This is a genomic window from Eubacterium uniforme (genome assembly GCF_900167115.1).
Classification (GTDB): Bacteria; Bacillota; Clostridia; order Lachnospirales; family Lachnospiraceae; genus Eubacterium_S; species Eubacterium_S uniforme.
In genome coordinates, this window is sequence record NZ_FUXZ01000013.1 from 57,667 (window position 1) to 82,887 (window position 25,221).

The 25,221-nt window shown below is 30.3% G+C and carries 21 protein-coding genes and 1 pseudogene; 20 read left to right on the forward strand and 2 right to left on the reverse strand.

Annotated features, from left to right (window positions below; all coding sequences use genetic code 11):
- Positions 1–237: 237 nt before the first annotated feature.
- The 13 genes and pseudogenes from B5D16_RS10095 (at position 238) to B5D16_RS10155 (ending at position 15,878) form a co-directional block, all read left to right on the forward strand.
- Positions 238–732, forward strand: a complete 495-nt coding sequence (locus B5D16_RS10095; RefSeq protein WP_159444363.1) for an RNA polymerase sigma factor — start codon at positions 238–240, stop codon at positions 730–732.
- 10 nt (positions 733–742) lie between these two features.
- Positions 743–1,594 carry a hypothetical protein gene (locus tag B5D16_RS10100; protein ID WP_159444364.1) on the forward strand — a complete coding sequence of 284 codons (852 nt, stop codon included), beginning with the start codon at positions 743–745 and terminating at the stop codon, positions 1,592–1,594.
- Between the two features lie 80 nt (positions 1,595–1,674).
- Positions 1,675–2,940: an amidase domain-containing protein gene (locus B5D16_RS10105; protein ID WP_078766868.1), complete on the forward strand. Its 1,266-nt coding sequence runs from the start codon at positions 1,675–1,677 to the stop codon at positions 2,938–2,940.
- A gap of 1 nt (position 2,941) precedes the next feature.
- Positions 2,942–3,679: a hypothetical protein gene (locus B5D16_RS10110; protein ID WP_078766869.1), complete on the forward strand. Its 738-nt coding sequence runs from the start codon at positions 2,942–2,944 to the stop codon at positions 3,677–3,679.
- A gap of 486 nt (positions 3,680–4,165) precedes the next feature.
- Positions 4,166–6,457 carry a leucine-rich repeat protein gene (locus B5D16_RS10115; protein WP_078766870.1) on the forward strand — a complete coding sequence of 764 codons (2,292 nt, stop codon included), beginning with the start codon at positions 4,166–4,168 and terminating at the stop codon, positions 6,455–6,457.
- Between the two features lie 114 nt (positions 6,458–6,571).
- Entirely contained in the window at positions 6,572–7,078 is a 507-nt protein-coding gene (locus tag B5D16_RS10120; RefSeq protein WP_078766871.1) for a GNAT family N-acetyltransferase, read from the forward strand.
- Positions 7,065–7,580 carry a dTDP-4-dehydrorhamnose 3,5-epimerase family protein gene (locus tag B5D16_RS10125; RefSeq protein WP_078766872.1) on the forward strand — a complete coding sequence of 172 codons (516 nt, stop codon included), beginning with the start codon at positions 7,065–7,067 and terminating at the stop codon, positions 7,578–7,580. The genes B5D16_RS10120 and B5D16_RS10125 overlap by 14 nt, the downstream gene beginning before the upstream one ends.
- A gap of 214 nt (positions 7,581–7,794) precedes the next feature.
- The gene (locus B5D16_RS10130; protein WP_078766873.1) at positions 7,795–8,076 is read left to right on the forward strand and encodes a hypothetical protein; all 282 of its coding nucleotides are present in this window, start codon (positions 7,795–7,797) and stop codon (positions 8,074–8,076) included.
- A 177-nt stretch (positions 8,077–8,253) separates the two neighbouring features.
- Positions 8,254–9,129: a metallophosphoesterase gene (locus B5D16_RS10135; RefSeq protein ID WP_242943035.1), complete on the forward strand. Its 876-nt coding sequence runs from the start codon at positions 8,254–8,256 to the stop codon at positions 9,127–9,129.
- A gap of 200 nt (positions 9,130–9,329) precedes the next feature.
- On the forward strand, positions 9,330–11,510 hold the full coding sequence (locus B5D16_RS10140; RefSeq protein ID WP_078766874.1) for an Ig-like domain-containing protein: 2,181 nt from the start codon (positions 9,330–9,332) through the stop codon (positions 11,508–11,510).
- Positions 11,511–11,670: 160 nt separating this feature from the next.
- Positions 11,671–12,285 (forward strand): TetR/AcrR family transcriptional regulator, encoded by a 615-nt coding sequence (locus B5D16_RS10145; RefSeq protein ID WP_078766875.1) that lies wholly within the window; start codon positions 11,671–11,673, stop codon positions 12,283–12,285.
- Positions 12,286–12,371: 86 nt separating this feature from the next.
- A pseudogene (locus B5D16_RS10150) lies at positions 12,372–14,149 on the forward strand (ABC transporter ATP-binding protein).
- The gene (locus B5D16_RS10155) at positions 14,142–15,878 is read left to right on the forward strand and encodes an ABC transporter ATP-binding protein (protein ID WP_078766876.1); all 1,737 of its coding nucleotides are present in this window, start codon (positions 14,142–14,144) and stop codon (positions 15,876–15,878) included. Before B5D16_RS10150 ends, B5D16_RS10155 begins: the two are co-directional and overlap by 8 nt.
- Positions 15,879–15,932: 54 nt before the next feature.
- Here B5D16_RS10155 and B5D16_RS12490 read toward each other — a convergent pair whose 3' ends face one another.
- Positions 15,933–16,094, reverse strand: a complete 162-nt coding sequence (locus tag B5D16_RS12490; protein ID WP_159444365.1) for a hypothetical protein — start codon at positions 16,092–16,094, stop codon at positions 15,933–15,935.
- A 238-nt stretch (positions 16,095–16,332) separates the two neighbouring features.
- Here B5D16_RS12490 and B5D16_RS10160 point away from each other — a divergent pair, with 238 nt between their 5' ends.
- Positions 16,333–16,590, forward strand: coding sequence for a type II toxin-antitoxin system prevent-host-death family antitoxin (locus B5D16_RS10160; protein ID WP_078766877.1), 258 nt, complete (start codon positions 16,333–16,335; stop codon positions 16,588–16,590).
- 8 nt (positions 16,591–16,598) lie between these two features.
- Positions 16,599–16,916: a type II toxin-antitoxin system RelE/ParE family toxin gene (locus B5D16_RS10165; RefSeq protein ID WP_078766878.1), complete on the forward strand. Its 318-nt coding sequence runs from the start codon at positions 16,599–16,601 to the stop codon at positions 16,914–16,916.
- 51 nt (positions 16,917–16,967) lie between these two features.
- Here the strand turns inward: B5D16_RS10165 and B5D16_RS10170 are convergent, their stop codons facing one another.
- Positions 16,968–18,914: an ABC-F family ATP-binding cassette domain-containing protein gene (locus B5D16_RS10170; RefSeq protein ID WP_078766879.1), complete on the reverse strand. Its 1,947-nt coding sequence runs from the start codon at positions 18,912–18,914 to the stop codon at positions 16,968–16,970.
- 312 nt (positions 18,915–19,226) lie between these two features.
- Between B5D16_RS10170 and B5D16_RS10175 the strand changes: the two genes are divergently transcribed.
- From B5D16_RS10175 to alr, 5 genes are all read left to right on the forward strand, one after another.
- Complete coding sequence (locus B5D16_RS10175) at positions 19,227–21,206, forward strand: hypothetical protein (RefSeq protein WP_078766880.1); 1,980 nt, start codon at positions 19,227–19,229, stop codon at positions 21,204–21,206.
- 123 nt (positions 21,207–21,329) lie between these two features.
- Positions 21,330–21,959, forward strand: a complete 630-nt coding sequence (locus tag B5D16_RS10180) for a redox-sensing transcriptional repressor Rex (protein ID WP_078766893.1) — start codon at positions 21,330–21,332, stop codon at positions 21,957–21,959.
- Positions 21,956–22,321 carry a holo-ACP synthase gene (acpS, locus tag B5D16_RS10185; protein ID WP_078766881.1) on the forward strand — a complete coding sequence of 122 codons (366 nt, stop codon included), beginning with the start codon at positions 21,956–21,958 and terminating at the stop codon, positions 22,319–22,321. Before B5D16_RS10180 ends, acpS begins: the two co-directional genes overlap by 4 nt.
- Positions 22,322–22,354: 33 nt before the next feature.
- Positions 22,355–23,905, forward strand: coding sequence for an NAD(P)H-hydrate dehydratase (locus B5D16_RS10190; RefSeq protein ID WP_078766882.1), 1,551 nt, complete (start codon positions 22,355–22,357; stop codon positions 23,903–23,905).
- A 40-nt stretch (positions 23,906–23,945) separates the two neighbouring features.
- Positions 23,946–25,127, forward strand: coding sequence for an alanine racemase (alr, locus tag B5D16_RS10195; protein WP_078766883.1), 1,182 nt, complete (start codon positions 23,946–23,948; stop codon positions 25,125–25,127).
- Positions 25,128–25,221: the final 94 nt, after the last annotated feature.

Below are 25,221 nucleotides of genomic sequence, written 5' to 3' on the forward strand. Positions count from 1 at the left end.
TTTTTGCGAAGCAAAATATGAATGCAATGTTTAAAAGTATTATGATAATATTATATTAGTAATACTAAAATTTAGCCTGTTATCAACTTCCTTTATAATGTTAATTGTTAATGTTAATGTTAATGTTAATGTTAATTGAAAATTTATGTGACCATTTGCTGATTACTATCGTGTACATTATAGAGGAGGAAATAATAAAGATTGTATATTTTAAGAGAAAGGATATACATATGTATGATGGAGTGTAGAAGATTTGATGATGTTGAAATGGTAATAAGAGAATATGGTCATACTTTGTTTAGAAATTGCTTTTTGATGTTAAATAGTAAGCAAGATGCTGAAGATGTTGTACAAGAAACATTTATGAAATATTTTTCAACAAATATTGAATTTATTGATAATGAACATAGAAAAGCATGGTTGATAAAAGTATCTCAAAATAAATGTAGAGATATACTTAGATTTAATAGACGACATACGACCATACCATTAGAAAAGGTTGTTGACGAACTTATTTCAGGTGAATATGTAGAGATAGACGAACTTAACGAGTTTATAAGTATAGCAAAACTTGGTTATAAATATAAAAGTGTGATAATGTTACATTATATTGAAGGTTATAGTGTAGAGGAAACAGCAAAGATACTTAATATTTCAAAGTCAGCAGTTAAAATGAGATTAAAAAGAGCAAGAGAAATATTAAAAGATACGTATGAGAAAAAATATAGTTAAGAGGTGGAAGATGTTATTTAATGATAATGGTGATAATAAGGTATATAATTCTATTAAGTTAGATGAAAATACGATTAAAAAAATAAGTAATGATTGTAAAGGTATTAATTCTAAGAAGAAAACCACTTTTTTTTATATGGTAAAAAAAGTGGGATTCGCAGTAATATCAATCTCTGTAACAGCTTTGATGATAATATGTATTATATTATATAAAAATACTAATAATCGAGATGATAAAAATGTTGCAAAAAAAATGAATAGTAAAATAACTGAGACAATTTCGACAACTAAAGAGCAATTACAATATAGTGATAGTAGTAAGAAAAATGAAAACCTTGATAATGAAAGAGATAATAATATTAGTATAGAAACTGAACAAAAATTAGTACAAGATTATTATGATATTTTTCTTGAAGAATATGTAGATTGTTTAAAAAAAGATACAAATAAAAGTGAGAGTTTATTAAATAAAATAAAAAATAATAAATTAAAAAAGTATGTATTATATACAATATCTAATAAATCATATGTGACTATGTGTAATCCAAGACAGGATACAAAATGTCTATTTGAAAATAAGAAAATAAAAAAAATAAATGATAATAAAATATGTATTAGAGGAAATGTGATATTTGTTGATGAGTCTGCAGGTGGGAAATCAAGTAGTTCAGGTATGGGGTATGCGAGTATAGTATTGTCAAAAGGGAGAAATGGCTATATTGTTGAGGATTTATATTGGGAAAATATGGATTCGCCAGATGAATTATATAGAAAAGAATTTAATCCATATGAGAATTATCAGGATTTCTGGAATAATAAAGATGTAGTAGATTTGTTGTTTGACAAAATAGGAGTAAAATGAAAGAGGTGATAACAATGTTTAATTAATGTTATTTGATTGTTGACAAAGAAAATATGATGTAAATAGGAGGAGTTAAATGATTGGTAAAATTAAAAAAAATTAAAAAAATTATAGCATTTATATTAGTTTTAGTTATTGGAAATACTTCGTTTTTATATAAAGTTAATTCAGCTTGTGAGAATATAAGCAATAATGCATATCAATTTGCTATTAGTTTTCTAAATGATTATTATCTATCAATAGATCAAGGTGAAGATGTTAATGTTGAAAATTATATTTGTGATAGTAATCTTTTAAATTATATAAATAATAAAATATACGCTAAAGCGTATAAGCTTAATGTTTTTGGTGTTGATGACATGCAAAATTATTCAGTTTCATATGAATTAAAAGATGAAAATGTTTTATCTGATAAGGTTATATACACTATTTTTTCTAATGTATCCTTTAATTACAAAAATGAGGACTATATATCTGGATATGGAGAGCATATAAAAATATCAGTTAGTTCATTGAGTGGAAGATATGTAATTAATGATATATATTCTAAGTACGATGATTATGATACTGATATAAGAGATATCAATGTGGGATTAGATTATGAATATAGGATTATTACTAATGATATTCTTGATAAACAGCAGCAAGTTAATGAAAAAATTGTAGATTATTATGATTCGTTATTAAAAGGTGATACTAAAGAATTTTACGAATGTGAAGAAGAAAATTGTACATATGAAGCTAGTAACAGTGAAATGAGATCATTAAATAGTTTAAATAGAAATGCAATGGTAACTTGGGCGGATAATAATTGCTCAAGTAATAATCCATCAAGTGGAAATTCAAGTATAACATATTATTATGATTTTTCAGAAATTGCAGGAAACTACGATTGTACAAATTTTGTTTCTCACTCGATATTAGCAGGTGGATCAGTGATGTATAAAACAAGTAATAATGGTATTGATTCGAATGGATGGTTTTTTACAAATTTAAATAGTAGATCATCGTCATGGTCTGGAGTATCTAATCTATTTAATTTTTTGAAAAATAATACTGTTAAAGGTCCTAAGGGACAGAAAATATCATATACAGATATTTATGCACCGAATACGCCTTATCCGTATAAAGCGGGAGATTTATTGCAGTTTAAAAACAATAATGGTATATGGAGACATTCTGCATTAATTGTAGGATATGCTGCAGTAGGTGCAGGAGGAACGACTTTAGAAGCAGTTGTTGATGGAAGAACAGCAGATGGAGCGTATAATTATCGCCAAAGACAATCTACCATTTATAGTGGAAATGCGAGAAGAGTTATAGTTATGAAGGGATACTATAATTAGAATGGTTGAGAAATTAAAACTATCGATTAGTATTTTATTATTGATTATTTTTACAACATCGTGTAGTAATAAATCGAATAATGGGTCTTCTAGTGAAAATATTGAATATGTTAAAAATAATATTATATTAAATACATCAGAGGATAAAAGAATTCGAATTAACGAAAAATGTAGTAATAAAGAAATTTATATGGAAAACACTACTCATAATAATAACTACAATGAAGAAAGTTTTAGAAATGAAGGACATGATTTGCAAGCGTATATTGAATCATTTATCTGTGATTATGTTGAAATTGTGAAAAATAATAACGGTAAAAAAAAGGTGGAAGATTTATTAAAAAAAATAGATAATATAAATTTAAAAAAATACATATCATATACACTTAAAGAAAAAACATATTTTACAACAATAATCCCATCGATGAATGAAAGATGTATACTTGAGAATACTGAAATCAAAAAAATTGATGATATTACATTTTGTTACAAGGCAGATGTGATATATTCAGATAGAAAAGATTATAAAAATTCTTCATATTCCGGAGCAGGGGGGATTTATGTAGTGGTAAAAATAAGTGGAGAAAATTTTTATATTGATGATTTTTATTGGCCAATTCAAGATAATCCAGATGAATTGTATAGAAAAGAATTCAACCCATATGAGAATTATCAAGATTTTTGGAATAATAAAGATGAAGTAAAATTATTTTTTGGTAAGTTAAGAATAGGAAACTAATAGGCAAAAGAATAGGATAATCAAACTTGTTGAGGGTTTGACGCCCAATTTGAGGGTTTGTCGTGAGGGGCAAGCCCTCAAATTGCATTTAAAGATGGTGGTTATTCGTGGGGGGCTGGTTTGAGGAACAAACTTGAGGGGCAAACTTGATGGTTTGCATGCTTTATAAGAGAGCACTGATTAGTGCTCTCTTATGGTTTGTTAAATGTCATCTTCGTCATAATACTGAACTGGGTTATAGTCGGACATACCATTAAGAACAGGGTTATTTCTTGTAGCATAAAGGAAGCGATTTCTAAAGTGCTCGAAATATTTATGATGCGCGCAGCGCATCATGAATATTTTGCGAAGCAAAATATGAATGCAATGTGTTTGCAGTTCGCACAGTGCTGTGAGTAAAATAACTACGCTATTTCTATTGCATAATAATCTGTGAAAATGATAAAATGTAATAGTAAATATTTTTAAACATGGGGGTGATATTAAATGAAAAAACAAGCAAATAAAATTATTTCAATTTGTTTGGTATTAATGTTAGTTGCACAGAGTTTTATAGGAATTGATACTGTATATGCAGAGGATACAGTAATTTCTAAGATTTATCTTACGATGGATAAAGATTTGATAGATCTTAACACGGCATGGACTGAAGGTGAAGTTAATAGTAGAATATATTCTACTGAGGGAATTGCAACCAATACTACGGAAGGATGTAGATTGGAGGATTTAGGATTGAGATTTTTTGATTCCTATAATAAGCAACATAATGGAATTGGAGATGGTTCAAATTATATTTCTGCAGAGAAAATTTATTCAGTAGAATATGAATTATATCCAGAAAACGGATATACATGGAATTCAGAATTAGAAAGTTGTATTCGTTATAGTAATACAGCATTAATTACTGAATGTCCATCATGCGAAGTTTATGTGAATGGTGTAAAAAGATCTGATGTTTATGTAAGATATATGGGATATGATAATGTAAAACGATTGTTACTTATGGTCGGATGTGGTGAAGTATCTACAAATCCTATAGTAAAAACTATTAATATTAAAGATAATGATATGAGTTTAGCGGTTGGTGAAAGTCATAAATTTGAAGGTGAAGTAACTGGAACAGTAGAGGATAAGTCTATTGTGTGGTCAGTTGAAGGAAATAATAGTTCATCAACAAAGATTTCTGCAGATGGAACATTAATAGTAGGTAGTGATGAAACAGCAGAAACTCTTACAGTAAAAGCTAGTGCAAAAGCAGATAATAAAAAGTTTGATTCTAAGACGGTAACTGTACTTAAAGATGCACCAACTATAGATAGCGTTAGTATATCTCCGAGTGAGAATGTTAGTGTTTTACAGAAGAAAACAAAGCAGTTTAATGTTGAGGTTACAGGTACACAAACAGATAAAACAGTCACATGGGAGTTATCAGGTAATAAAAGTATAGATACTACTATATCAACTGATGGTTTACTTACAGTAGCGCGTGATGAAACAGCAGAAACTCTTACAGTAAAAGCTACTGCGAATAAAGATACAACAAAGTATGATACAGTTAGTGTAAAGGTGATTCAAAATACAAGAGTTAACTCTGTAGATTTAACGTATAATGTAGATGAAATAGAAGCAGCTTGTGTTTCAACAAATACGGAGGGAAAACTCAGAAATATAATAAACGGGAATGTTGATATAACAAATGATAATTGTAACAACGCAGGTAATGATCTTTTTTATTTATATTCCGAAAAAAATTGGTATGGAATTGGAGATGGAACTAACCCATATTCAGATGAAAAAGAATATTTTATCGAATATATTATATCTCCAAAAGATGGATATGATTGGCCTAAAGAAATTATTTCACTAACAAATGCTACAAAGGAAACTGAACTTGATGTTTTTTCAGTAAGTGTAAACGGAGTCTTTTTGAATGGTGTATGGATAGAATATAATAAAGCTTGGAATCTCGTAGAGATTTTAGTTCCATTAAGTGAAAGAGTAGATATAGCCGAAACTACTGTTAGTGATATTGAACCTGTAACTTACAATGGAGAAGAACAAACACCGGATGTAGAGGTTAAGCAAAACGGAAACACATTAATAAAAGATAAGGATTATACGGTTTCCTATAGTGATAATGTTGATGTTGGAACGGCTAGTGTTCTTATTACTGGCATTGGAATGTGTAAAGGTAGTAAAATAGTTAAATTTAAAATTAATAAGGCCGAACAAACCATAACGACATCAGATGAAGACAATAATACTAATAAGAATGATAAAAATTCAAATAAGACATCTAAAGATAATGTAACAGAAGATAAGAAAATAGAAGGAACAGTTCTTACAGATAAAAATGGTAAAGCTAAATATAAAATCATATCAGCATATAAAAAGGATGTTATGCCAGTTGTTGAGTATGTTGCTACTACAGATAAAAAGACAAAAAATTTAGTAATTCCAGATACAGTTGTAATAGATAAAGTTAAATATAAGGTTGAAAGCATTGGAGTAGGTGCTTTTAAGAATAATAAGAATTTAACATCAGTAGTAATTGGAAAGAACGTCAAGAAAATAGGCAAAAAAGCATTCTTTGGTTGCAAGAAACTTAAGAGTATAATAATTAAAACAAAAAAACTTAAGAAAAAATCTATTGGTGCAAATGCATTCAAGGGCATTTATAAAAAAGCAAAATTTAAAGTACCAAAGAAGAAATTAAAATTATATAAGAAACTTATTAAGAAAGCTAAAGCTCCAAAAAAATGTAAGATAACTAAATAATATATTATAATAGAGGTGTACTGAAAACAGTATGCCTCTATAAATTTTTATATGTCATTTGCTGATAAAATATGTTATATTTTTTATATGTGAAAAAATGATGGAGGGTGGAATATGATTAGATTAAGACCGTATAAAAGCTGTGATGCAAAGGTAATAGCAGAATGGATAAAAGATAAAGAAGTATATATGAAATGGGGAGGAGAGTTGTTTGGAGAATTCCCTATTTCAGCTGAAATAATAGATGATAAATACATGAATAAAAATGGCGATTGTGTTGAAGAAGATAACTTTTATCCATGGATTGCTTATGATGATGAAAACAATATAGTTGGTCATTTTATTATGAGATATTTAAATGGTGATAATAGGATTCTTCGTTTTGGATGGGTTATTGTAAATGATTCTATTAGGGGCAAAGGATATGGAACACAGATGTTAAAAACTGGACTTACATATGCATTTGATGTATTAGGAGTTGATAAGGTTACTATTGGAGTTTTTGAAAATAACGAAAATGCACATAACTGTTATAAAAAAGTAGGATTTGTTGACAAAGAGATAAAGGAATCTAAACCTTGGAATATAATTGAGATGGAGATAGGTAATGGAAGTCGTTAAGCAATTATTTGATGAAGTTTATGTTATAAAAAACAGAACAAGAGATGATAATCGTGGAACTATGATAGTTGGTTTTGACGAATCGGTATATGAAGAATGTGGTTTTGAAGTAAAACAATCAAGAATATATACGATGCCTGATAAAGGAACTTTCTTTGGGATACATTATTATGAAGATGATATAAGTAAGATGGTATCAGTAATAAAGGGGAGAGGCATGGATTATATTGTTGATTTAAGAAAGGAATCACCTACTTATCTTAAATGGGAATCAGTGGAACTATCGGGAGATAATTGTAAGGCTGTAATTATTCCAAAAGGATTTGGTCATGCGTTCATATCTTTAGAAGATGATACTATACAAACATTTAGTATAAATAAAGGTGGTTACATACCTTCAAAGGGCTATAATTATCGAGACGAAAAAATAGGATTAGAGTTTGATATACCTATTTCAAAGATTGCTGAATATGATGAAAATGCAGAGTTTGTAAAAGAGTAATTTGTTATTGAGTTACGTGGCTTATACTGTATGGATAATCAAATTGAAAAGTTAGATGTTAGTAATAATAAATTAATTCAAGGTATATGGTGTTCTGGTTGACTTTGGTAGATCAGATGATTACAGTGATTATTTTGAAATTGACTTTGAACATTGGGAAGCAATATGTTGGGCAGCAACTTATCATGTTTTAGTAGGAAAGAAGGTTCCAGGAATGGAAAGTACGGGCAATCCATACGCTGATGGTAAGGATGAGCAAATAATTGATCCATATGGCAAGGCAACTATTGCAGATATTGAATATGCATTTGCTCAGTTAATAGAGGTATGTGTTAATACAGTTGTAGAAGATAAGAGTTCAAAAGCAACATATAAGGTTACATCTAATAAGGGTAAACTTACTGTGACTTACAATTCATCAAAGAATAAAAATGCTTCGAAAGCGGTAATACCTGATTTAGTTAAGATAAAAGGAAAGAAGTATAAAGTTACTTAAGAAAGCTAAATGTAATAATTTTAAATTGAGAATAAAAAAATAAGAGTAAAAGCTACGTAAAAGATACGTAGCTTTTCTTGATAAAAAAGAGAAATAAAAATATATTAAATGTTTACTTGAATAAATGGAAACTATAATGTATACTTTAGTGAACTAAAAAGATTGAAGGTGGTTTGATTGAATAAGAAAAAAATTATTATATTTTCTTTTTTGGTAATAATGTTTTTTTATCTTGTATGGAGTAATGTTACATTTATGACAACAAGGTATACAATTGAGAGTGGTAAAATTCCAAAGGAGTTTGATGGTTTTAAGATAGTTCAGCTATCGGATCTTCATAATGCTAATTTTGGAAAAGATAATAGTAAGTTAATAAAAACAATTAAGAAACAGAAACCTGATATGATAGCGGTTACTGGTGATTTTATAGATGGTTCAAAACCTAATGTTAAAGCTGCAGAGGAAATGGCAAAAAATCTTGTTGAGATTGCACCATGTTACTATGTAAGTGGTAATCATGAGGCAAGTCTTGAAAAGAGTAAATTTGATGAATTCATCGAAGTAATAAAAGGATATGGAGTTAATGTTCTTGAAAATGATGTAAGTTCTATTAATAAGAACGAGGTAAATATTCAAATTGTTGGTTTACAAGATTTGAGTTTTTTGGAAAGAGATGCAGGTGCTGATAATAGTGAAGATATTAAATTAGAAGATTTTGTTGATTCAGACTATTCAGCATTGGAAAATAACGAAAAGATTAATAAAGATTTATATACAATCGTTCTTGAACACAGACCTACATTTATAGATTATTTTTCTGAAAAAGATACTGATTTAGTATTAACTGGACATGCACATGGTGGATGGTTGAGAATTCCATTTGTTGGTGGACTAGTTGCTCCGGATCAGGGACTCTTTCCAAAGTATGATACTGGAAAATATACTAAGGATGATACAGTTATGATTGTTAGTAGAGGATTAGGTAATAGTATAATTCCATTTAGAGTAAATAATAGACCAGAATTGGTGGTTGTTGAATTAAAATCTAAGTAAGAAAAGACTGTTGAGAAACAGTCTTTTTTTGTGTAATAATATTTGAATTATTTTGAAAATTAGCAAATATTTGCTATGTATTTTTTGAAATTATATAGTTATAATTAAATTGTAGATTATAGGTTTAAAGAAATATTTTTATTTGAAAACTATTATTTTTGTTGATAATAAAGAGAGAAAATTAGATTGGAGTGTGTGGAATGAAATTAAAAAATCTATTTAAGAAAGTCGTTGTATCTACACTTATAAGTGCAATGACTATTACAGCAGCAGGGGAATACATACCTGTTAGCATTGTCAAAACAGTTGAAGCGGCAACAACAGAAATCCGCGAAAATGTAAATACACCGCTTAAGAGTGGACATGTTTTAGTAGGAGTACAGGGAAAGGATTATACTTCTAATGTAACTGATGTTTTAAATAAGATAAACCAAGTTAGATATGATGCATGTAAAGAAGGTGTAATTAATCCTGCAACTGGAAACCCACTTACGTTAAATGATTATAAACCATTTAAGATTGGTAAGCTTTGTACTAATTCTGCTAAAATTCGTGCGGCAGAAGCAAGTCTTTATTTAGATCATACCAGACCTAATGGAGAAATATGTCATACAGTTATAAGAGCTTTACATGGTTCTGATTATGGACTTGGATGGACTGGTGAAAATCTTGCATGGTACCCAAATAAAACAACTTCAATTGATGGTTGGATTAATGAAAAAGATGACTATGTAAATAAAGTTCCAAATGCTATGGTTGGTCATTATGAAGCACTTATTACAACGAATTTTAATTATATAGGTATTTCATCATTTAATCCTGATAATGATACACAGAAATGGGATTGGACATGTACTGAAGCTACATTTGCTGGTAATGATACAGAAGTCACTCCGGAATCAGCAAAGAATGGTGCGCCTGTACTTGCAAAAGTTGAAGTTCCATTAAGAAAGACTTTTAATCAGTGCATATCAGGCAATGCCATGGCATATATTGGTGATAAAAATAAATATGAGGTTTTAGTTTCATATGATAATAAACAGAGCGGAAACATGACAAGTAAGGTTTATGATTGTCCAGTTTATGATAATGTTACTTGGAAGAGTTCAGATGAATCAGTTCTAAAATTTAATGGAACTTCATTTGAAGCTCTTAAGCTTGGTAGGGTTACGCTCACAGCTACAGTTGGTTCTGGCTCTAATGTTTTAACACTAACCAAGGATGTTTTGGTAGTTAATAAAAATACTGTGGTTGATCATGCAGAGTCACTTGGTAAAATTACAGTTGAAAGTTATGAAAAACCAGTGCTTCCTAAAACAGCAAATGTTGTTCTTTCGGATGGAAGTAAGATTGCTGTTGATGTAACTTGGGATTCTTATGATACAAGTTTAGTTGAAACTAATCTTAAAAGTAAGGAATTTACTATAAATGGTAAGGCTTATGGTTATGATGTAAAACAGGTTATTCATGTTAATCCTGCATATGTAACTAAGCTTCTAGCTTATGATGTTGAAGGCGAATTTATAAAAGAAATCAATGTTGATTCAGGAACAAAGCCTGTACTTCCTAAATATGGATATGTAGTTTTAAGTAATGGACTTGCATATCATTCATGTGAACTTACATGGGAAGAGATAGATGTATATAAGAAAAGAGAAGGTGGAACATATAAGATAAAAGCAAAAACACCTAGTTATTTCGATACTGATGATGGATATAAAAGTTTTGAAATAGAAATCGATTTGATTGTTAAACCAGCATTTGCTACATCGGTTGAATTTGAATTTACTGAAAAGACAATTAAGTATGGTGGTACATATAAACTACCTAAGGCTTTAGTTACATGGTCTAATGGTGATGAAAGTATAGAAGATGTTACTTGGGATTTAAGTAAAGATAAGATTAAAAAGATAAATGGAATTATCAATAACGAAGATGGTGGTAGTTTTAAGATTACTGGTAGCTATAATGGAAAGAGTGTAACAGTTATATTTATTGTTGCAAAAAAAGGTGTTAAGGTTACTGATATAACAGATAGTAGCAAATCCGGAAAAAGTAGTAAAGATAACTCTAATAAAAAGAGTAGTAAACGAAAGAAAGTATTTTATAAAAAAGGTAAAATTCTTAAAGATAAGAAATTTATTTATAAGGTTATTAAAGTAGCTAGTAAGAATGGAAAAGTTGCTGGCAAACTTAAAATTATTGGACTTAATAAAAAATCTTTAAAGACTGTAAAGATTCCGGCATATAAAAAGTTTTCAGGCGTGAAATATAAAGTTACTGCTATTGGAAAGAAAGCTTTAAAGAAACTTAGAAAGATAAAAAAAGTAAAAATGCCAAAGAGATTGGCTAAAAAATATAAAAAACTGATAAAACAGTAAAAGAAAGTAAAAACAGTAAACGACAGTAAAAGAAAGTAAAAACAGTAAACGACAGTAAAAATAATTTAAATTATATGCTTGACAATTTTTAGCGAACGGTGTATTCTAATAAACGGTAAAAGAGTACAGTGTTCGCTAATTTGATTTTTGAGGGAGAAAAATGCCAAGGAATAAAGATGAAAGTCATGAAAAAATAATAGCTGCGGCATACGATGAGTTCTTAGAATATGGATTTATGGATGCATCCATGAGAAGAATTGCTAATAATTGTGGAATGAGTGCATCTGGATTGTATAAGCATTTCCCAAGTAAAGAAGACATGTTTGCTGCATTGGTTGATCCAACTATCAATGGTCTTATGGAATTATATGGTGATGTTGAAAGTGATTATTCAAAAGAACTCAAAACTACAAAGAAGGATGATTTATGGGTAAACCAAAAAGAAACAATAAGAGCCATAAGTTATATTTATGATCATATTAATGAGTTTAAACTTATTATTTGTAAATCACAAGGAACAAAGTATGAAAACTTTATTCATGATATGGCTATTAAAGAAGAAGAGGTAACTTTGCGTTATATGAAAGAACTTAAGAAAAAAGGAATACCTGTAAAAAGAATTAATAAAAAGGAGTTCCATCTTTTAGTTTCATCTAGCGTAGATGCCATTTTTCAAGTCGTTTTGCATGATTTTACAAAGAAAGAGGCTATGCATTATGCTAAAACACTTGATGAGTTTTATCTACCAGCATGGAAACAATTTTTTGGAATATAGAATTAATTGCCCCGTTATGCGGGGCATAAAAAATGACATACAGTTAGCGTAAGCTAACTAAATATATACATAAAGGAGTTTGCATTATGAATAAGAAAAGAGGATTGTTATCCTGGGTTTTAGAATTTGCAGGACGAAAGAAAAGCTATTATTTTGGAAGTGTAACACTTGCTATTTTAGGTGTTGCTACTTCTTTTATACCTTATCTTTTGATAGCTGATATTGTTAAGAATCTTTTGGATGATAATAAGGATTCTGATTACTATTTGAAAATGGTAATCTTGATGGCTATTTGCTGGATTGTAAGAGTAACATTACATAGTATATCTACTACACTATCGCATATAGCAACATTTAATGTATTAGGTGGTATTAGGGAACAGTTATGTGAAAAACTTTCAAAAATACCGTTAGGATCTGTACTTGATGATAATAGTGGAGCGTATAAGAATATTATAGTAGAGCGTGTAGATTCCATGGAGACAACACTTGCTCATATTATTCCAGAATTTACAGCAAATATTTTACTCCCACTGGTGATGTTTATTTATATTATAAAATTAGATTATAGAATGGGACTTGCTAATTTGATTTCTGCAGTGATAGGTGTAGCATTTGCTGCGGTTATGATGATGAAAAGTCAGGGTGAATTTGATAAAACAGTTAAGAAAACAAAGTATCTTAATGATACGGCAGTTGAATATATTAATGGAATTGAAGTTATTAAGGCGTTTGGTAAAACAGGAAGTTCTTATGAAAAGTTCGTAAATGCAGCAAGGGAAGGAGCTGATTGTTTTATTGATTGGATGAGAAAGTGCATATGGTGGCAGTGTGGAAGTTTATCTTTTATGCCTGCTACTTTTTTAGGGGTTCTTCCAGTTGGTCTATATCTTATTAATAAAGGAAGTTTAACACCTGAAAAATTTATCACATGTATTATTCTTTCAGCTGGTCTTATTACTCCTTTGGTTGTTGCATTTTCATATATGGATGATATTTCAAAGATGAATGTTATATTTGGTGAAGCAACTGAAATTCTTGAAAGAGATGAGATGCAAAGACCTGATAAACTTACAGAAAAACCAAAAGGATCAGACATTGTTTTAAGTAATGTGAAATTCTCATATAAAGATAAAGAGATTTTACATGGTATCAATATGGAAATTAAGCAGGGAGAAGTTAGTGCAATTGTTGGGCCATCAGGTTCAGGTAAAAGTACAATTGCGAGACTTATTGATTCACTTTGGGATGTGGATGAAGGAAAAATTACATATGGTGGTGTTGATATTAGAAATCTACCACTTGATTATTATACAAGTCAGATTTTATATGTCGCTCAGGATAATTATCTTTTTGATATGTCAATTAAAGATAATATTAGACTTGGAAAGAAAAACGCAACAGATGAAGAGGTTATAAATGCTGCGAAGGCAACAGTTGTCATGATTTTATTATGGGACTTGAGCATGGATATGAAACAGAAGTGGGAAGTGCAGGTGGACATTTATCTGGCGGAGAACGTCAAAGAATTTGTATTGCTAGAGCAATGCTTAAGAATGCACCAGTTGTAATTATGGATGAAGCGACAGCTTATACTGATCCTGAAAATGAAGCATTGGTTCAGGAAAGTGTTGCTAAACTTGTTTCTGGAAGAACGCTTATTGTTATCGCACATAGATTATCTACGATTAAAAATGCGGATAAAATATTCGTTGTAAATGATGGTAATATTGAAAATATGGGTACTCATGAAGAGTTACTTAATAAATGTAAATTATATAGTAATATGTGGAAGGCTCATAGTGAAGTGAAGGATAATGATAATGCAGCAAATGCATCTAGAAGGGAGGCAGTACATGCTTAAATTGTTAAAGAAATTTTTTGATTTTTGTAGTCAGAAAAATAAGAATAAATTTTATTTAGCGGCAGCATTAGGAGTGTTGGATGCAATATTTGGTGCAATGAAAATTCCAGCAGCATTTTTTGCAATTAGAGCTGTAATAAAGTATCAAATTGATACTAACACATATATTATTGTTATGGGATTAATGTTTGTAAGTACAATTGGAAAAATGGTAGTAAATCGTTATTCACAGATGCTTCAAACAGAAGGTGGTTATGATACATGCGCAGGTAAGCGAATTGAAATAGGTGAACATTTAAGATATTTACCTATGGGATATTTTAATGATACAAGTCTTGGTCATATTACATCGGTTACAACTAATACATTGGAACAGATGAGTGATATAGCAACAAGAGCGATTATGATGGTTCTTCAGGGAAGTATAACAACAGCAGTTATTGCAATAGGAATGTTTATTTTTGATGTTCGTATTGGATTGGTTTCAATACTTGGTATTATTATATTCCTTTGTGTAAACACAGTTACAAATAAGAGAGTAGCAAGAGCTGCTGATGAAAAAATAATAGCAGATAGAGAGATGGTAGGTGTTATTCTTGAGTATGTTCAGGGAATCGCTGAAATAAGAAATTATAATATTATTGCTCAAAATAATACTAGAGTTTCAAATAGTGTTGTAAGAAAAAAGAATGCTGATATACGTGCTGAAACAGCAGCAATTCCAGCAGTTGGAGTTCAGTTACTCATAACTAAATTAGCAGGTGTAGCAATTGCTGGAGCATCATTGTTATTTTATCTTGATGGAACAATGGAATTAGAATATTTAATAACTATGCTTCTATGTTCATTTATGGTTTTTGAATCACTTGATTTAGCTGGAATTTATACAGCACTTTTAAAGATTATTGGTAAAGGTGTCGATTTGGCAAATGAAATTCTTGAGATAGAACAAATGGATACTGATGGAGAAGACATTAAACCTAAAAACATGGATTTACATCTTGAACATGTAAGTTTTGCATATGAGAATCGAAAAATAATTGATGATGTAACATTAGATATTAAAGAAAAAACAACTACTGCGATTGTTGGTCCATCGGGTGGTGGTAAGACAACTATTACATCACTTCTTGCAAGATTCTGGGATGTTGATGAAGGTAAGGTTACACTTGGTGGTAGAGATGTTAGAGAATATAGTTTTGATTCTCTTATGAATAATTTTAGTTTTGTTTTTCAAAAAGTATATTTATTTGAAGATACCATTGCAAACAATATTAGATTTGGAAAGCCGGAAGCTTCTATGGATGAAGTGATTGCCGCTGCTAAAAAGGCATGCTGTCATGATTTTATTATGAATCTACCAGATGGATATGAAACTATTCTTGGTGAAGGTGGTGCAACAATTTCTGGTGGAGAGAAACAAAGAATAGCAATAGCTAGAGCGATAATGAAAGATGCTCCTATTATCATTTTAGATGAAGCAACAGCGAATGTTGATCCGGAGAATGAAAAAGAACTTACACAGGCAATCGAAAATCTTACTAAAGAAAAAACAATTATTATGATTGCACATCGTTTAAAGACAGTAAGAAATGCAGATCAGATTATTGTTATTGATAAGGGTAAGATTGTCCAAAAAGGAAAGCATGATGAACTTATGAATGAAGAAGGAATTTATAAGAATTTTGTTTCAGGTAGAAAGAAAGCGGTAAGTTGGAAAATAGCTTAAATTGATAAGAAGATAGTTAAATCAGAATAGAATTGACAGTGCAAATGATTAGTATTAAGGTTCTTCAGTGCTTACAAGATAAGCAGTTGAAGTGGTTATAAATAAAATAATTAATGAAATTATAAATAGTGAAATCATCTCTAAATTAAAAGCAATTGCACCAACTACAAGTGCGCCACCAGTGATAAATCCTAAAATTTTATTTTTTAAAAACATATCTTTTTCCTCCTTATTTATATAATTATTTTCAACTTATGTGTTGATTATAGCAACAATAAAGTTTGGGAAAAATTTATCTAACTTACAGTTACATTACAGTTTTGTAAGGGGGAAGGTGTACAATAATATTAATCGGTATTATTTTGCTGGCCTGAAAATGTTTCGATAAATATTTCGAAAAATATTGACGCATATTTGTAGATGTGATAGATTATAAATATGAGGAGGTGGTAGGATGTTAAGCATAGCTCCAATTTCAGATTTGAGAAATTATGGAAATGTTTTAGAAAAAGTCGATGCTGGATCTCCGGTTTATTTGACAAAAAACGGACGTGGAGCATATAGTATTAGAACAATTGAAGATGAAGAGAAATTTCAAAAAGCGGAGGCCATGATTCGTCTTTTTAGTGAATTAAATGCAGGAATAAGATCTGCAGAAGAAGATGGATGGATTTCAGAAGATGCATTCATTGAACATTTTAAACGAAAGTAATAATATAGATGGAATACAAAATTCGATTTACACCTATAGCACAAGGGGACATGGATGATGTGTGGGATGAAGTTTTTGAGGCTTCAAAGAATAAAGAAAAAACAAAGAATTATGTTCAGGAATTTATAAAAGAGATTATAAAGAAAAAAGAATTTCCAAAATCTGGAATTAAGATTGAATATGATGGAGTATTTACAGGCATATATTCTGTAAATTATAAAGCATATAAGGCATTTTATAGAATTAATGAAGAGTATGTTGAAGTATTAAGGATACTTCATAGTAAGCAAGACTATATGAAATTTATTTTTAGTGATGAAAAATAAGATATGATTATAATGTTAAACCCTCGGCTTAATTGCCGAGGGTCTTTATGTTTATGATTCTAATTCTTCTAACTGGCCTGAAACTTCTTCCCAGGATATGAATAACTCATCAAGTTTTTCAGTAGTGCTTTCAAGGTCCTTTTGAAGAGAGATAAGTTTAGCTGCATCTCTTGAAAATAAAGGATTAGCCATATCTTCTTCGATTTTTGCTTTCTTTTCTTCGAGTGAATTAATTTCATCTTCAACCTTATTAAGTTCCTTGGTGAGTTTTTCTTTCTGTCTGCTTAATTCTTTTTGCTTTTTCCAATCATCCTTAGTTGATGAAGTGGCAGTAGAAGCTTCTTCAATTACATCAGGAGTTTGATTTTCTATTACGAGATTGTTTTGAAGTTCTCGTTTTTCAATATAGTAATCATAATTACCAATGTAATTAATAATTGTATTATTTGATAATTCTAAAATTCTACTACAAGTCTTATTTATAAAATATCTATCGTGTGATACGTATAATACAGTTCCGGTGTAACTGTTAAGCGCATCTTCGAGAATCTCTTTTGAAACCATGTCTAAGTGGTTTGTAGGTTCATCAAGTATTAGGAAGTTTGCATTACTAAGCATAAGCTTTGCAAGTGAGAGTCTACCTTTTTCACCACCACTTAAATCTCCAACAAGTTTAAATACATCATCGCCAGTAAAAAGAAATGCTGCAAGTGTGTTTCTTATTTTTGTATTAGTCATACCTGGATATGTATCAGCTATTTCTTCAAATAGAGTCTTGCTATCATTAAGTGTATGATGTTCCTGATCATAATATCCAATGGATACATTACTACCAAATTCCACATCTCCAGTAAACTTATGAAAGTTACCTGTAATGATTTTAAGCAGTGTTGATTTACCAGTACCATTCTCACCGATTATTGCAATACGTTCACCTTTTTTGATTTCAAAATTAACATCATTAAAAAGGGCAGTGGATGCATCATCAAATTTAACGGACATATTTGAAATATTTAATACATCATTACCACTTTCAAATTCGGGAGTAAGTGAAATTCTGAATTTATCATTAAGTGTTTCGGGTGCGTCAATTAAGTCCATATGTTCAATTGCTTTTTCACGACTTTGTGCACGTTTATAGAATTTCTCCTGTTTAAAAGAACGAAGTTTTTCAATTACTTCCTGTTCATGTTTTAATTCTTTTTGCTGTTTGTAATAAAGCTTAAGAGTTGCGTTACGAAGTTCTTCTTTTTTCTTAGCGTATGCATTATAGTTACCCATATATACATGAGATTTAGTATTCTCTATTTCAACAACTTTAGAAACAATCTTATTTAAGAAATATCTATCGTGGGACACAATTAAAACTGCTCCCTTATAGTTACTTAAAAATCCTTCAAGCCAAGTGATTGATTTAATATCAAGATGGTTTGTAGGTTCGTCTAAAAGGATGATGTCAGGTTGTGATAGAAGAAGTTTTGCAAGGGCAACTCTTGTTTTCTGACCACCAGATAGAGAAGAGATAGCTTTTTCATAATCTTCCTCAGCAAATCCTAATCCTTTTAATACACCATAGATTTCACTTTTATATGCATAACCATTCTTAAGTTCAAATGAATGATTAAGTTTTGCGTATTGATCCATTAAATCATTAAGTTCATCGCCAACGACATGCTGCATCTTTTCTTCTAAGTCTCTAATGGTCTCTTCCATTTCGATAATGTCTTTTTTTACTTCTAACATTTCTTCAAAGATGGTATGACCAAGTGAAATATCCTGATATTGGGCAAGGTATCCAATAGTTTTATCCTTAGAAATCGACACGATTCCGCTATCAGCTGATAGTTCACCAATTATGATTTTTAGAAGTGTTGATTTACCAGCACCGTTTATTCCAACAATTGCAGCTTTTTCCTTATCTTCTAGATGGAAGGAAACATCCGTAAGTATTGGAACCTCTATAAATGATTTATTTATATTTGAACATGAAAGTATCATAATTTTTTATGTGATTCACTTTATTTATTATAAGTGATTCTTATTTCTCCTTTATTTTTTTCAAATTTTAAATAAGTCTTTAGCACAGAGATTATATCATAAATTTGTTCATTAAACAAAATATAAATAATTGTATTTATATTTAGCAAATTCCGTGTGAATAAAAAAAGTTAATAAAGGTTAACTAGAACTTGAGAATAGAAATCTTGTATGATAAAATGTTGATTGAGTGTTTTTTATTATAGGTTGAAATAATACAAACTAAAAAATACTAATTTGTAAATAAGGGAAAATAAAAAGGAATGAAAGGTTATGAAATTTGTAAAAACAAAGATTGGGAAAAATAGTCCTAAGCAGAAAGCGCAAAAAAGAACTATAAGCCTTAGAAGGAAGATTTCGTTGATGCTTGCTATTTGTGTTTTGACAACATTGCCAACATCGTGTAAAGGTAAAAAGAATGATGAAACTACTTCAAAGGTAGAATCTACAACAAATTCACAAAGTCAAACTGAAACTGAAACTCAAAAAGTAGAACAGATTAAAAAGATTGATTTAAAGAAATACAAGTTAAAAGATGATAAAAGTATTTTCGATATTACAAAGCTTGTTAAGAAACAGAATAAGGATAAGAATAACAAGCTTGTTTCTGCCTGTGCAATGAGTTACACAATTGGTGAAAGTAGAGTTATCAGACTTTTATATTCGCATTCAAAAGGTGGAGTAATAAAGCAGTACATTGTTAAGGAGTATCTTTTAGATACTAATAAGATGTCGGATGAAGAATATAAATTTAACGTTAAAGATGGTGGTGGAAAAGGTGGATTAAAAGTCATATCTTTAGAGGATTTGATTTTTAGTGATGAAACTAATAAGAGAATATATGCACCAGATTATTTGGATAAAGAAGCTAGTTATTCAAAAATCGGTAGTGGAGAAGTATTTGCTTATAACGGAAAACCTTTTGTATTTGATAATTCAAAGATGGCATTTTATGAGGTTACAGCTAAAGGCAAATTACAATATAACTTTAAACTTTTAAGAGAAAAATATTCTTCAGCTAAACTTATTTCTTATAATAAACTTAAATATGTTCAGATTGAAGCAGTTTCTCCATTTGAACGTAAAAAGATATACATGGATATTGATCCGGGTGACAATGTTATAAATAAATATACTATGGATAAGTACGATGAGTACTTTGAAGAATATGGTGATGGTAGATATTATGAGTTAAATTATGATAAAAATAATGCTCCAGGTATCTACTTATATGATAAGAAATCAAATATCAGAGTAAGAAAGTCTATACCAAAGAGTATTACAAAATTATGTAACGGCTCATCAAAGAAAGTAAGTGTAACAAGCGATGCGGTTATTGATGATTCTTTATTATTCTCAGTGAATAGTGGAAATAGTATTAGTAATTTATACTTATGGAACTTGAAAAAAGGTAAAACACAGAAGCATACTTTTACTGCTAAGAATCCATTTGAATTTACTGAAAAGCAGATGACAGCAGATGCACTTAGACAGAGAGCTAATGAACTTGAAGATGAGTATGGCGTATATATTTATTTCGGTGATGATGCTGAAACAAATTATGGTTCATATATTACTAATAGGTGTACTGATAGTGGTCAGATTGAAGCTGGTTTAAATTCACTTGAAAAAGTATTATCAATGTATCCAAAGGGATTCTTTAGACAGCTTGATTATGGTAATGTAAAAGGTATTTATATTCACCTTACTGGCTCAATTATGGCTGCTGATTCTGGTGGAATTCCTGCTGGAGTTTTGGCATTTACGGGTGTTGCTACTAATAATACTCAGATTGTTGTAATTGATATTACACAGATGATGCAGATTTCTACTATCGCTCATGAGATTACTCATATGATAGATAGAAAACTTGAGTATGAAGGATTCTTAGATGATGGAATGTGGAGTAAGTTAAATCCAAATGGATTTGAATATCGTAATGAGTATATTGATGAAAGTGGTAACAAGACATTTGATTCAATTACAGGTGATTACTTATACATGTCAGCTTTATTTGGTAATGAATCATATGATAATGTATATTTCTATGATGATTATGCGAAAACATATTCTACAGAAGATAGAGCAAGAATTATAGAAGTATTGGCAACGGATACATATGATCAGGATTCATTCCTTAAGTGTCCACACATTAAGAAGAAATTACAGAAATACATGGAATTACTCGAGAGTTGTTTTGATACAATTGATTGGAGTGATTCACTATGGAAAAAGAGAATTAATTCTATATAGTATTAAAAAACTCCCTGTTTATGCAGGGAGTTTTATACTGATAATAATTTGACAATCGCGAATATCTTTACTATAATTATACTAGTAATTTTTAGATTTGCAGGAAGGTAGAAGGTGCTTAATATGAAGAGTATTTCAAAAGCCGTAATCAGTAGATTACCAAGGTATTACAGATATTTGGGTGAATTAAAAGAAGAAGGCATTGAACGTATCTCATCGGGGGATTTATCAGAAAGAATGCATGTTACTGCATCACAGATTAGACAGGATCTTAATAATTTTGGTGGGTTTGGTCAGCAAGGATATGGATATAATGTTTCATATCTCTATGACGAGATAGGTAAGATTCTTAATCTTGATAAAGATCATAGCATGGTGATTATTGGAGCTGGACATTTAGGACAAGCTATTGCAAATTATGCTAATTTTGAAAAACGTGGTTTTAAGGTTATTGCCTTATTTGATAAAAATCCAGAAGTGATTGGAAAGATAGTTAGAAATGTTGAAGTGTTAGATATTGATGGTCTTGAAAATTATTTAAATAATAACAAGATTGATATTGTTGCTTTAACACTTCCTAAAGAACAGGCTACTAAGATTGCTGATACGCTTGTTGCGTGTGGCATTAAGGCCATTTGGAATTTCGCACATACAGATTTAGAACTTCCAGATGATGTTATTGTTGAGAATGTTCATTTATCAGAAAGTCTTATGAAGCTTGCATATAATTATGGAGAAATAGAGAATAGATGATTATTGGTATAGGAACTGATATTATCGAAGTTAATAGAGTTAAGAAAGCGTGCGAGAAAATAAGCTTTATTAAAAAGGTTTATACAGATAGCGAAATTGATATGTCCGGCAGCAGGATTTATATGCTGGCGGACAATTTTGCAGTAAAAGAGGCTGTATCAAAGGCACTTGGAACAGGGTTTAGAGAGTTTAGATTAAGAGATATTGAGGTCTTAAGAGATGAACTTGGTAAACCTTATGTAAATTTATATGAGGGTGCTAAAAAAAGAGCAGATGAACTAGGAGTTACGGATGTTTACGTTACGATTTCTAATACTAAGGATACTTCGGTTGCATTTGCTATTGCAAGTAGAAATGAATAAATTGATACAGGAATATTGCATGAGGTGTAATATATGGAGAGAGTAATAACTGGCAAAGAGGCAAAGTTTATAGATGAAGTTACCATTAATGAAATAGGAATCCCATCACTGGTTCTTATGGAAAAGGCTGCTTTATGTGTGTTTAATGAACTAAAGAATAATTATTATAATTATTTGATTGTATGTGGCAGTGGTAATAATGGTGCAGATGGAGTCGCGCTTGCTAGAATGCTTTATCAAAATGGAGAGAATGTTACTGTACTTTTGATTAGCAAGAGTGAGGGAACAACTGAATTTAAATTACAACTTGATATTGCAAGAAAAATTGGTGTTGAAATAATAGATTTCGTTAATGAGGATAATCTTGACGAAGAATATTTAGAAGAACTATTTTCAGCAAATGACTGTATAGTTGATGCAATTCTTGGAATAGGTCTTGATAGACAAGTGTCAGGTTTATATTTTGATATTATAGGAATGATTAATGAGTGTGATAGTGATGTTTATGCAATAGACATACCGTCAGGAATTTGTGCTGATAATGGAGAAATCCTAGGTACTTGCATTAATGCTACTGTTACAGTGACATTTGGTGAATATAAGATTGGGCAAATCGCGTATCCAGGTAAAAAGTACGTTGGTGAACTGATTAAGAAGGATATTGGATTTTTGGATACGGAAGAAGTATTTGCTAATTATGAGAGTGAAGATTTAGAAATTAGAGATAATTACATTATAACTAGTAAAGATTTAGAATTGATTCCTGATAGGATTGAAAGATCTAACAAGGGAACTTATGGTAAATTACTTGTTATTGCAGGTTCTAAAGACATGAGTGGGGCGGCTTTCTTTACAGGGATGGCAGCTTATCGAATGGGTGCAGGGCTTGTTAATATAGTTACTTCGTATGAGAATATTGATGTTCTTAAGGATAAATTACCAGAGGCTGTATTTACCGGATATAATGATTTAAGAGATGAATGTGAATATTCAAAGATTGCAGAAGCGCTTGATAAGTATGATTGTATTGTTATTGGACCGGGGATTTCTACGGATGATAATAGTGCTATTTTAGTTGAGATGGCTTTGGAATCAGGTAAGAACATAGTCATAGATGCAGATGCTATTAATGTAATAGCTAGCGATGAAAGATATATAGAGAAACTTCATGAAAATTGTATTCTTACTCCACACATGGGTGAGATGAGTAGGCTTATAAAAAGAGATATATCTGAAATTTCAGATTCACCATTTGAAATGGCAACTTTTTTTAGAGATACTTATAATACGACGATTGTTCTTAAGGATGCAAATACAATTATTGCAACTTCTAGAGGTGATAATTATATTAATGTATCTGGAAATGAAGGTATGTCTACTGCTGGAAGTGGAGATGTTTTAAGTGGTATAATAGGAGGACTAATGTGTATTGGCGCTAATAGAGATATTGTTGCACCACTTGGAGTATATATCCATGGACTTGCTGGAGATTATGCTAAGGAAAAACTAGGAAGTGCATCTCTAATGGCAAGAGACATTCTTGAAAATATAAGTGAAGTTTTAATGATGAAAGATAATTTATAATTATATAGATTTAAGGAGGACGGTAATAACCGTAGTGACAATGGAAAATTTAGATAAGTATTACAGAAATTACATTAAAATTAATTTGGATAATATTTATGATAATATATCTGTTTTAAAGGAAAATGCAGGTGAGAACACAGGTCTTGTTGCTGTTATTAAAACAGATGGATATGGACACGGTGCTGTTCCAATTGCAAAAACAGTTGCAGATAAAGTGGAAGCATACGCTGTTGCAACTATAGAGGAAGCCTTTAATTTAAGAAAACATAATATTACTAAGCCAATTTATGTGCTTGGATTTGTTCATTCAGGTCAGTTTGAAACAATGATTTTAGAAGAAATCAGACCAGCTATTTTTAAATATGAAACAGCTAAGGAAATATCAGATATTGCAAAAGCTGTTGGAAAAGTAGCTAAAATACATATTAAAATTGATACTGGTATGGGTAGAATTGGATTTCTTGATAATGATGAATCTGCTGATATTATCAAGAAGATTAACGATTTGCCAAATATTGAGATAGAAGGTATATTTACGCATTTCGCTGCATCAGATGAAAAGGATAAGACTAGTGCAAATAACCAGCTTGAAAGATTTAAAGTGATGATTGGTAAATTAAAAGATAGGAATGTTGAAATCCCTATTAAACATATTTACAATAGTGCCGCATTAATTGATTTTGATGAGGATATTTTTAATCAGGCTAGAGCAGGAATTGCATTATATGGATTATATCCATCAGAAGATGTAGATAAAAGTAGAGCTAAATTAAAACCTTCTCTTTCTTTATATACTCACATTGTATATATAAAGACTGTTGAAGCTGGTACAGGAATTAGTTATGGTAGTACATTTGTTGCTACTAAGGAAACTAAGATTGCTACGCTTCCGATAGGATATGGAGATGGATATAAAAGAAATCTTTCAAATAAGGGATATGTAATTATAGGCGGTAAGCGTGCGCCAATCGTTGGAAGAGTTTGTATGGATCAGATGATGGTTGATGTTACTGATGTTGATGCTCATGAAGGTGATTTGGTTACACTTATTGGTAAAGATGGTAATGAAGAAATTACAGTCGAGGAGTTAAGTGAACTTGCAGGCACATTTAATTATGAGTTTGTTTGTGATTTAGGAAAGAGAATTCCAAGAGTGTATTATAGAAATGGTGAAGTTGTATGCATGAAGGATTATTTCGATGATCCATACATGATGTAGTGATATTTGACCTAATATAAATAAGATGATATACTATACATTGGACTATGTTATCATTATAGCAGGTCCTTTTAGAAGTTACAGATATAGAAAT

What these genes read in the sequence shown, in the direction of transcription:
- B5D16_RS10130 (WP_078766873.1), top strand. Translation starts at nt 7,795, where the DNA reads ATGGAAAGTACGGGCAATCCATACGCTGATGGTAAGGATGAGCAAATA.
- B5D16_RS10115 (WP_078766870.1), top strand. Translation starts at nt 4,166, where the DNA reads ATGAAAAAACAAGCAAATAAAATTATTTCAATTTGTTTGGTATTAATG.
- B5D16_RS12490 (WP_159444365.1), bottom strand. Translation starts at nt 16,094, where the DNA reads ATGTTTTTAAAAAATAAAATTTTAGGATTTATCACTGGTGGCGCACTT.
- B5D16_RS10180 (WP_078766893.1), top strand. Translation starts at nt 21,330, where the DNA reads ATGAAGAGTATTTCAAAAGCCGTAATCAGTAGATTACCAAGGTATTAC.
- B5D16_RS10155 (WP_078766876.1), top strand. Translation starts at nt 14,142, where the DNA reads ATGCTTAAATTGTTAAAGAAATTTTTTGATTTTTGTAGTCAGAAAAAT.
- B5D16_RS10125 (WP_078766872.1), top strand. Translation starts at nt 7,065, where the DNA reads ATGGAAGTCGTTAAGCAATTATTTGATGAAGTTTATGTTATAAAAAAC.
- B5D16_RS10120 (WP_078766871.1), top strand. Translation starts at nt 6,572, where the DNA reads ATGATTAGATTAAGACCGTATAAAAGCTGTGATGCAAAGGTAATAGCA.
- B5D16_RS10175 (WP_078766880.1), top strand. Translation starts at nt 19,227, where the DNA reads ATGAAATTTGTAAAAACAAAGATTGGGAAAAATAGTCCTAAGCAGAAA.
- B5D16_RS10145 (WP_078766875.1), top strand. Translation starts at nt 11,671, where the DNA reads ATGCCAAGGAATAAAGATGAAAGTCATGAAAAAATAATAGCTGCGGCA.
- B5D16_RS10100 (WP_159444364.1), top strand. Translation starts at nt 743, where the DNA reads ATGTTATTTAATGATAATGGTGATAATAAGGTATATAATTCTATTAAG.
- B5D16_RS10140 (WP_078766874.1), top strand. Translation starts at nt 9,330, where the DNA reads ATGAAATTAAAAAATCTATTTAAGAAAGTCGTTGTATCTACACTTATA.
- B5D16_RS10165 (WP_078766878.1), top strand. Translation starts at nt 16,599, where the DNA reads ATGGAATACAAAATTCGATTTACACCTATAGCACAAGGGGACATGGAT.
- B5D16_RS10170 (WP_078766879.1), bottom strand. Translation starts at nt 18,914, where the DNA reads ATGATACTTTCATGTTCAAATATAAATAAATCATTTATAGAGGTTCCA.
- alr (WP_078766883.1), top strand. Translation starts at nt 23,946, where the DNA reads ATGGAAAATTTAGATAAGTATTACAGAAATTACATTAAAATTAATTTG.
- B5D16_RS10095 (WP_159444363.1), top strand. Translation starts at nt 238, where the DNA reads ATGGAGTGTAGAAGATTTGATGATGTTGAAATGGTAATAAGAGAATAT.
- B5D16_RS10110 (WP_078766869.1), top strand. Translation starts at nt 2,942, where the DNA reads ATGGTTGAGAAATTAAAACTATCGATTAGTATTTTATTATTGATTATT.
- acpS (WP_078766881.1), top strand. Translation starts at nt 21,956, where the DNA reads ATGATTATTGGTATAGGAACTGATATTATCGAAGTTAATAGAGTTAAG.
- B5D16_RS10190 (WP_078766882.1), top strand. Translation starts at nt 22,355, where the DNA reads ATGGAGAGAGTAATAACTGGCAAAGAGGCAAAGTTTATAGATGAAGTT.
- B5D16_RS10160 (WP_078766877.1), top strand. Translation starts at nt 16,333, where the DNA reads ATGTTAAGCATAGCTCCAATTTCAGATTTGAGAAATTATGGAAATGTT.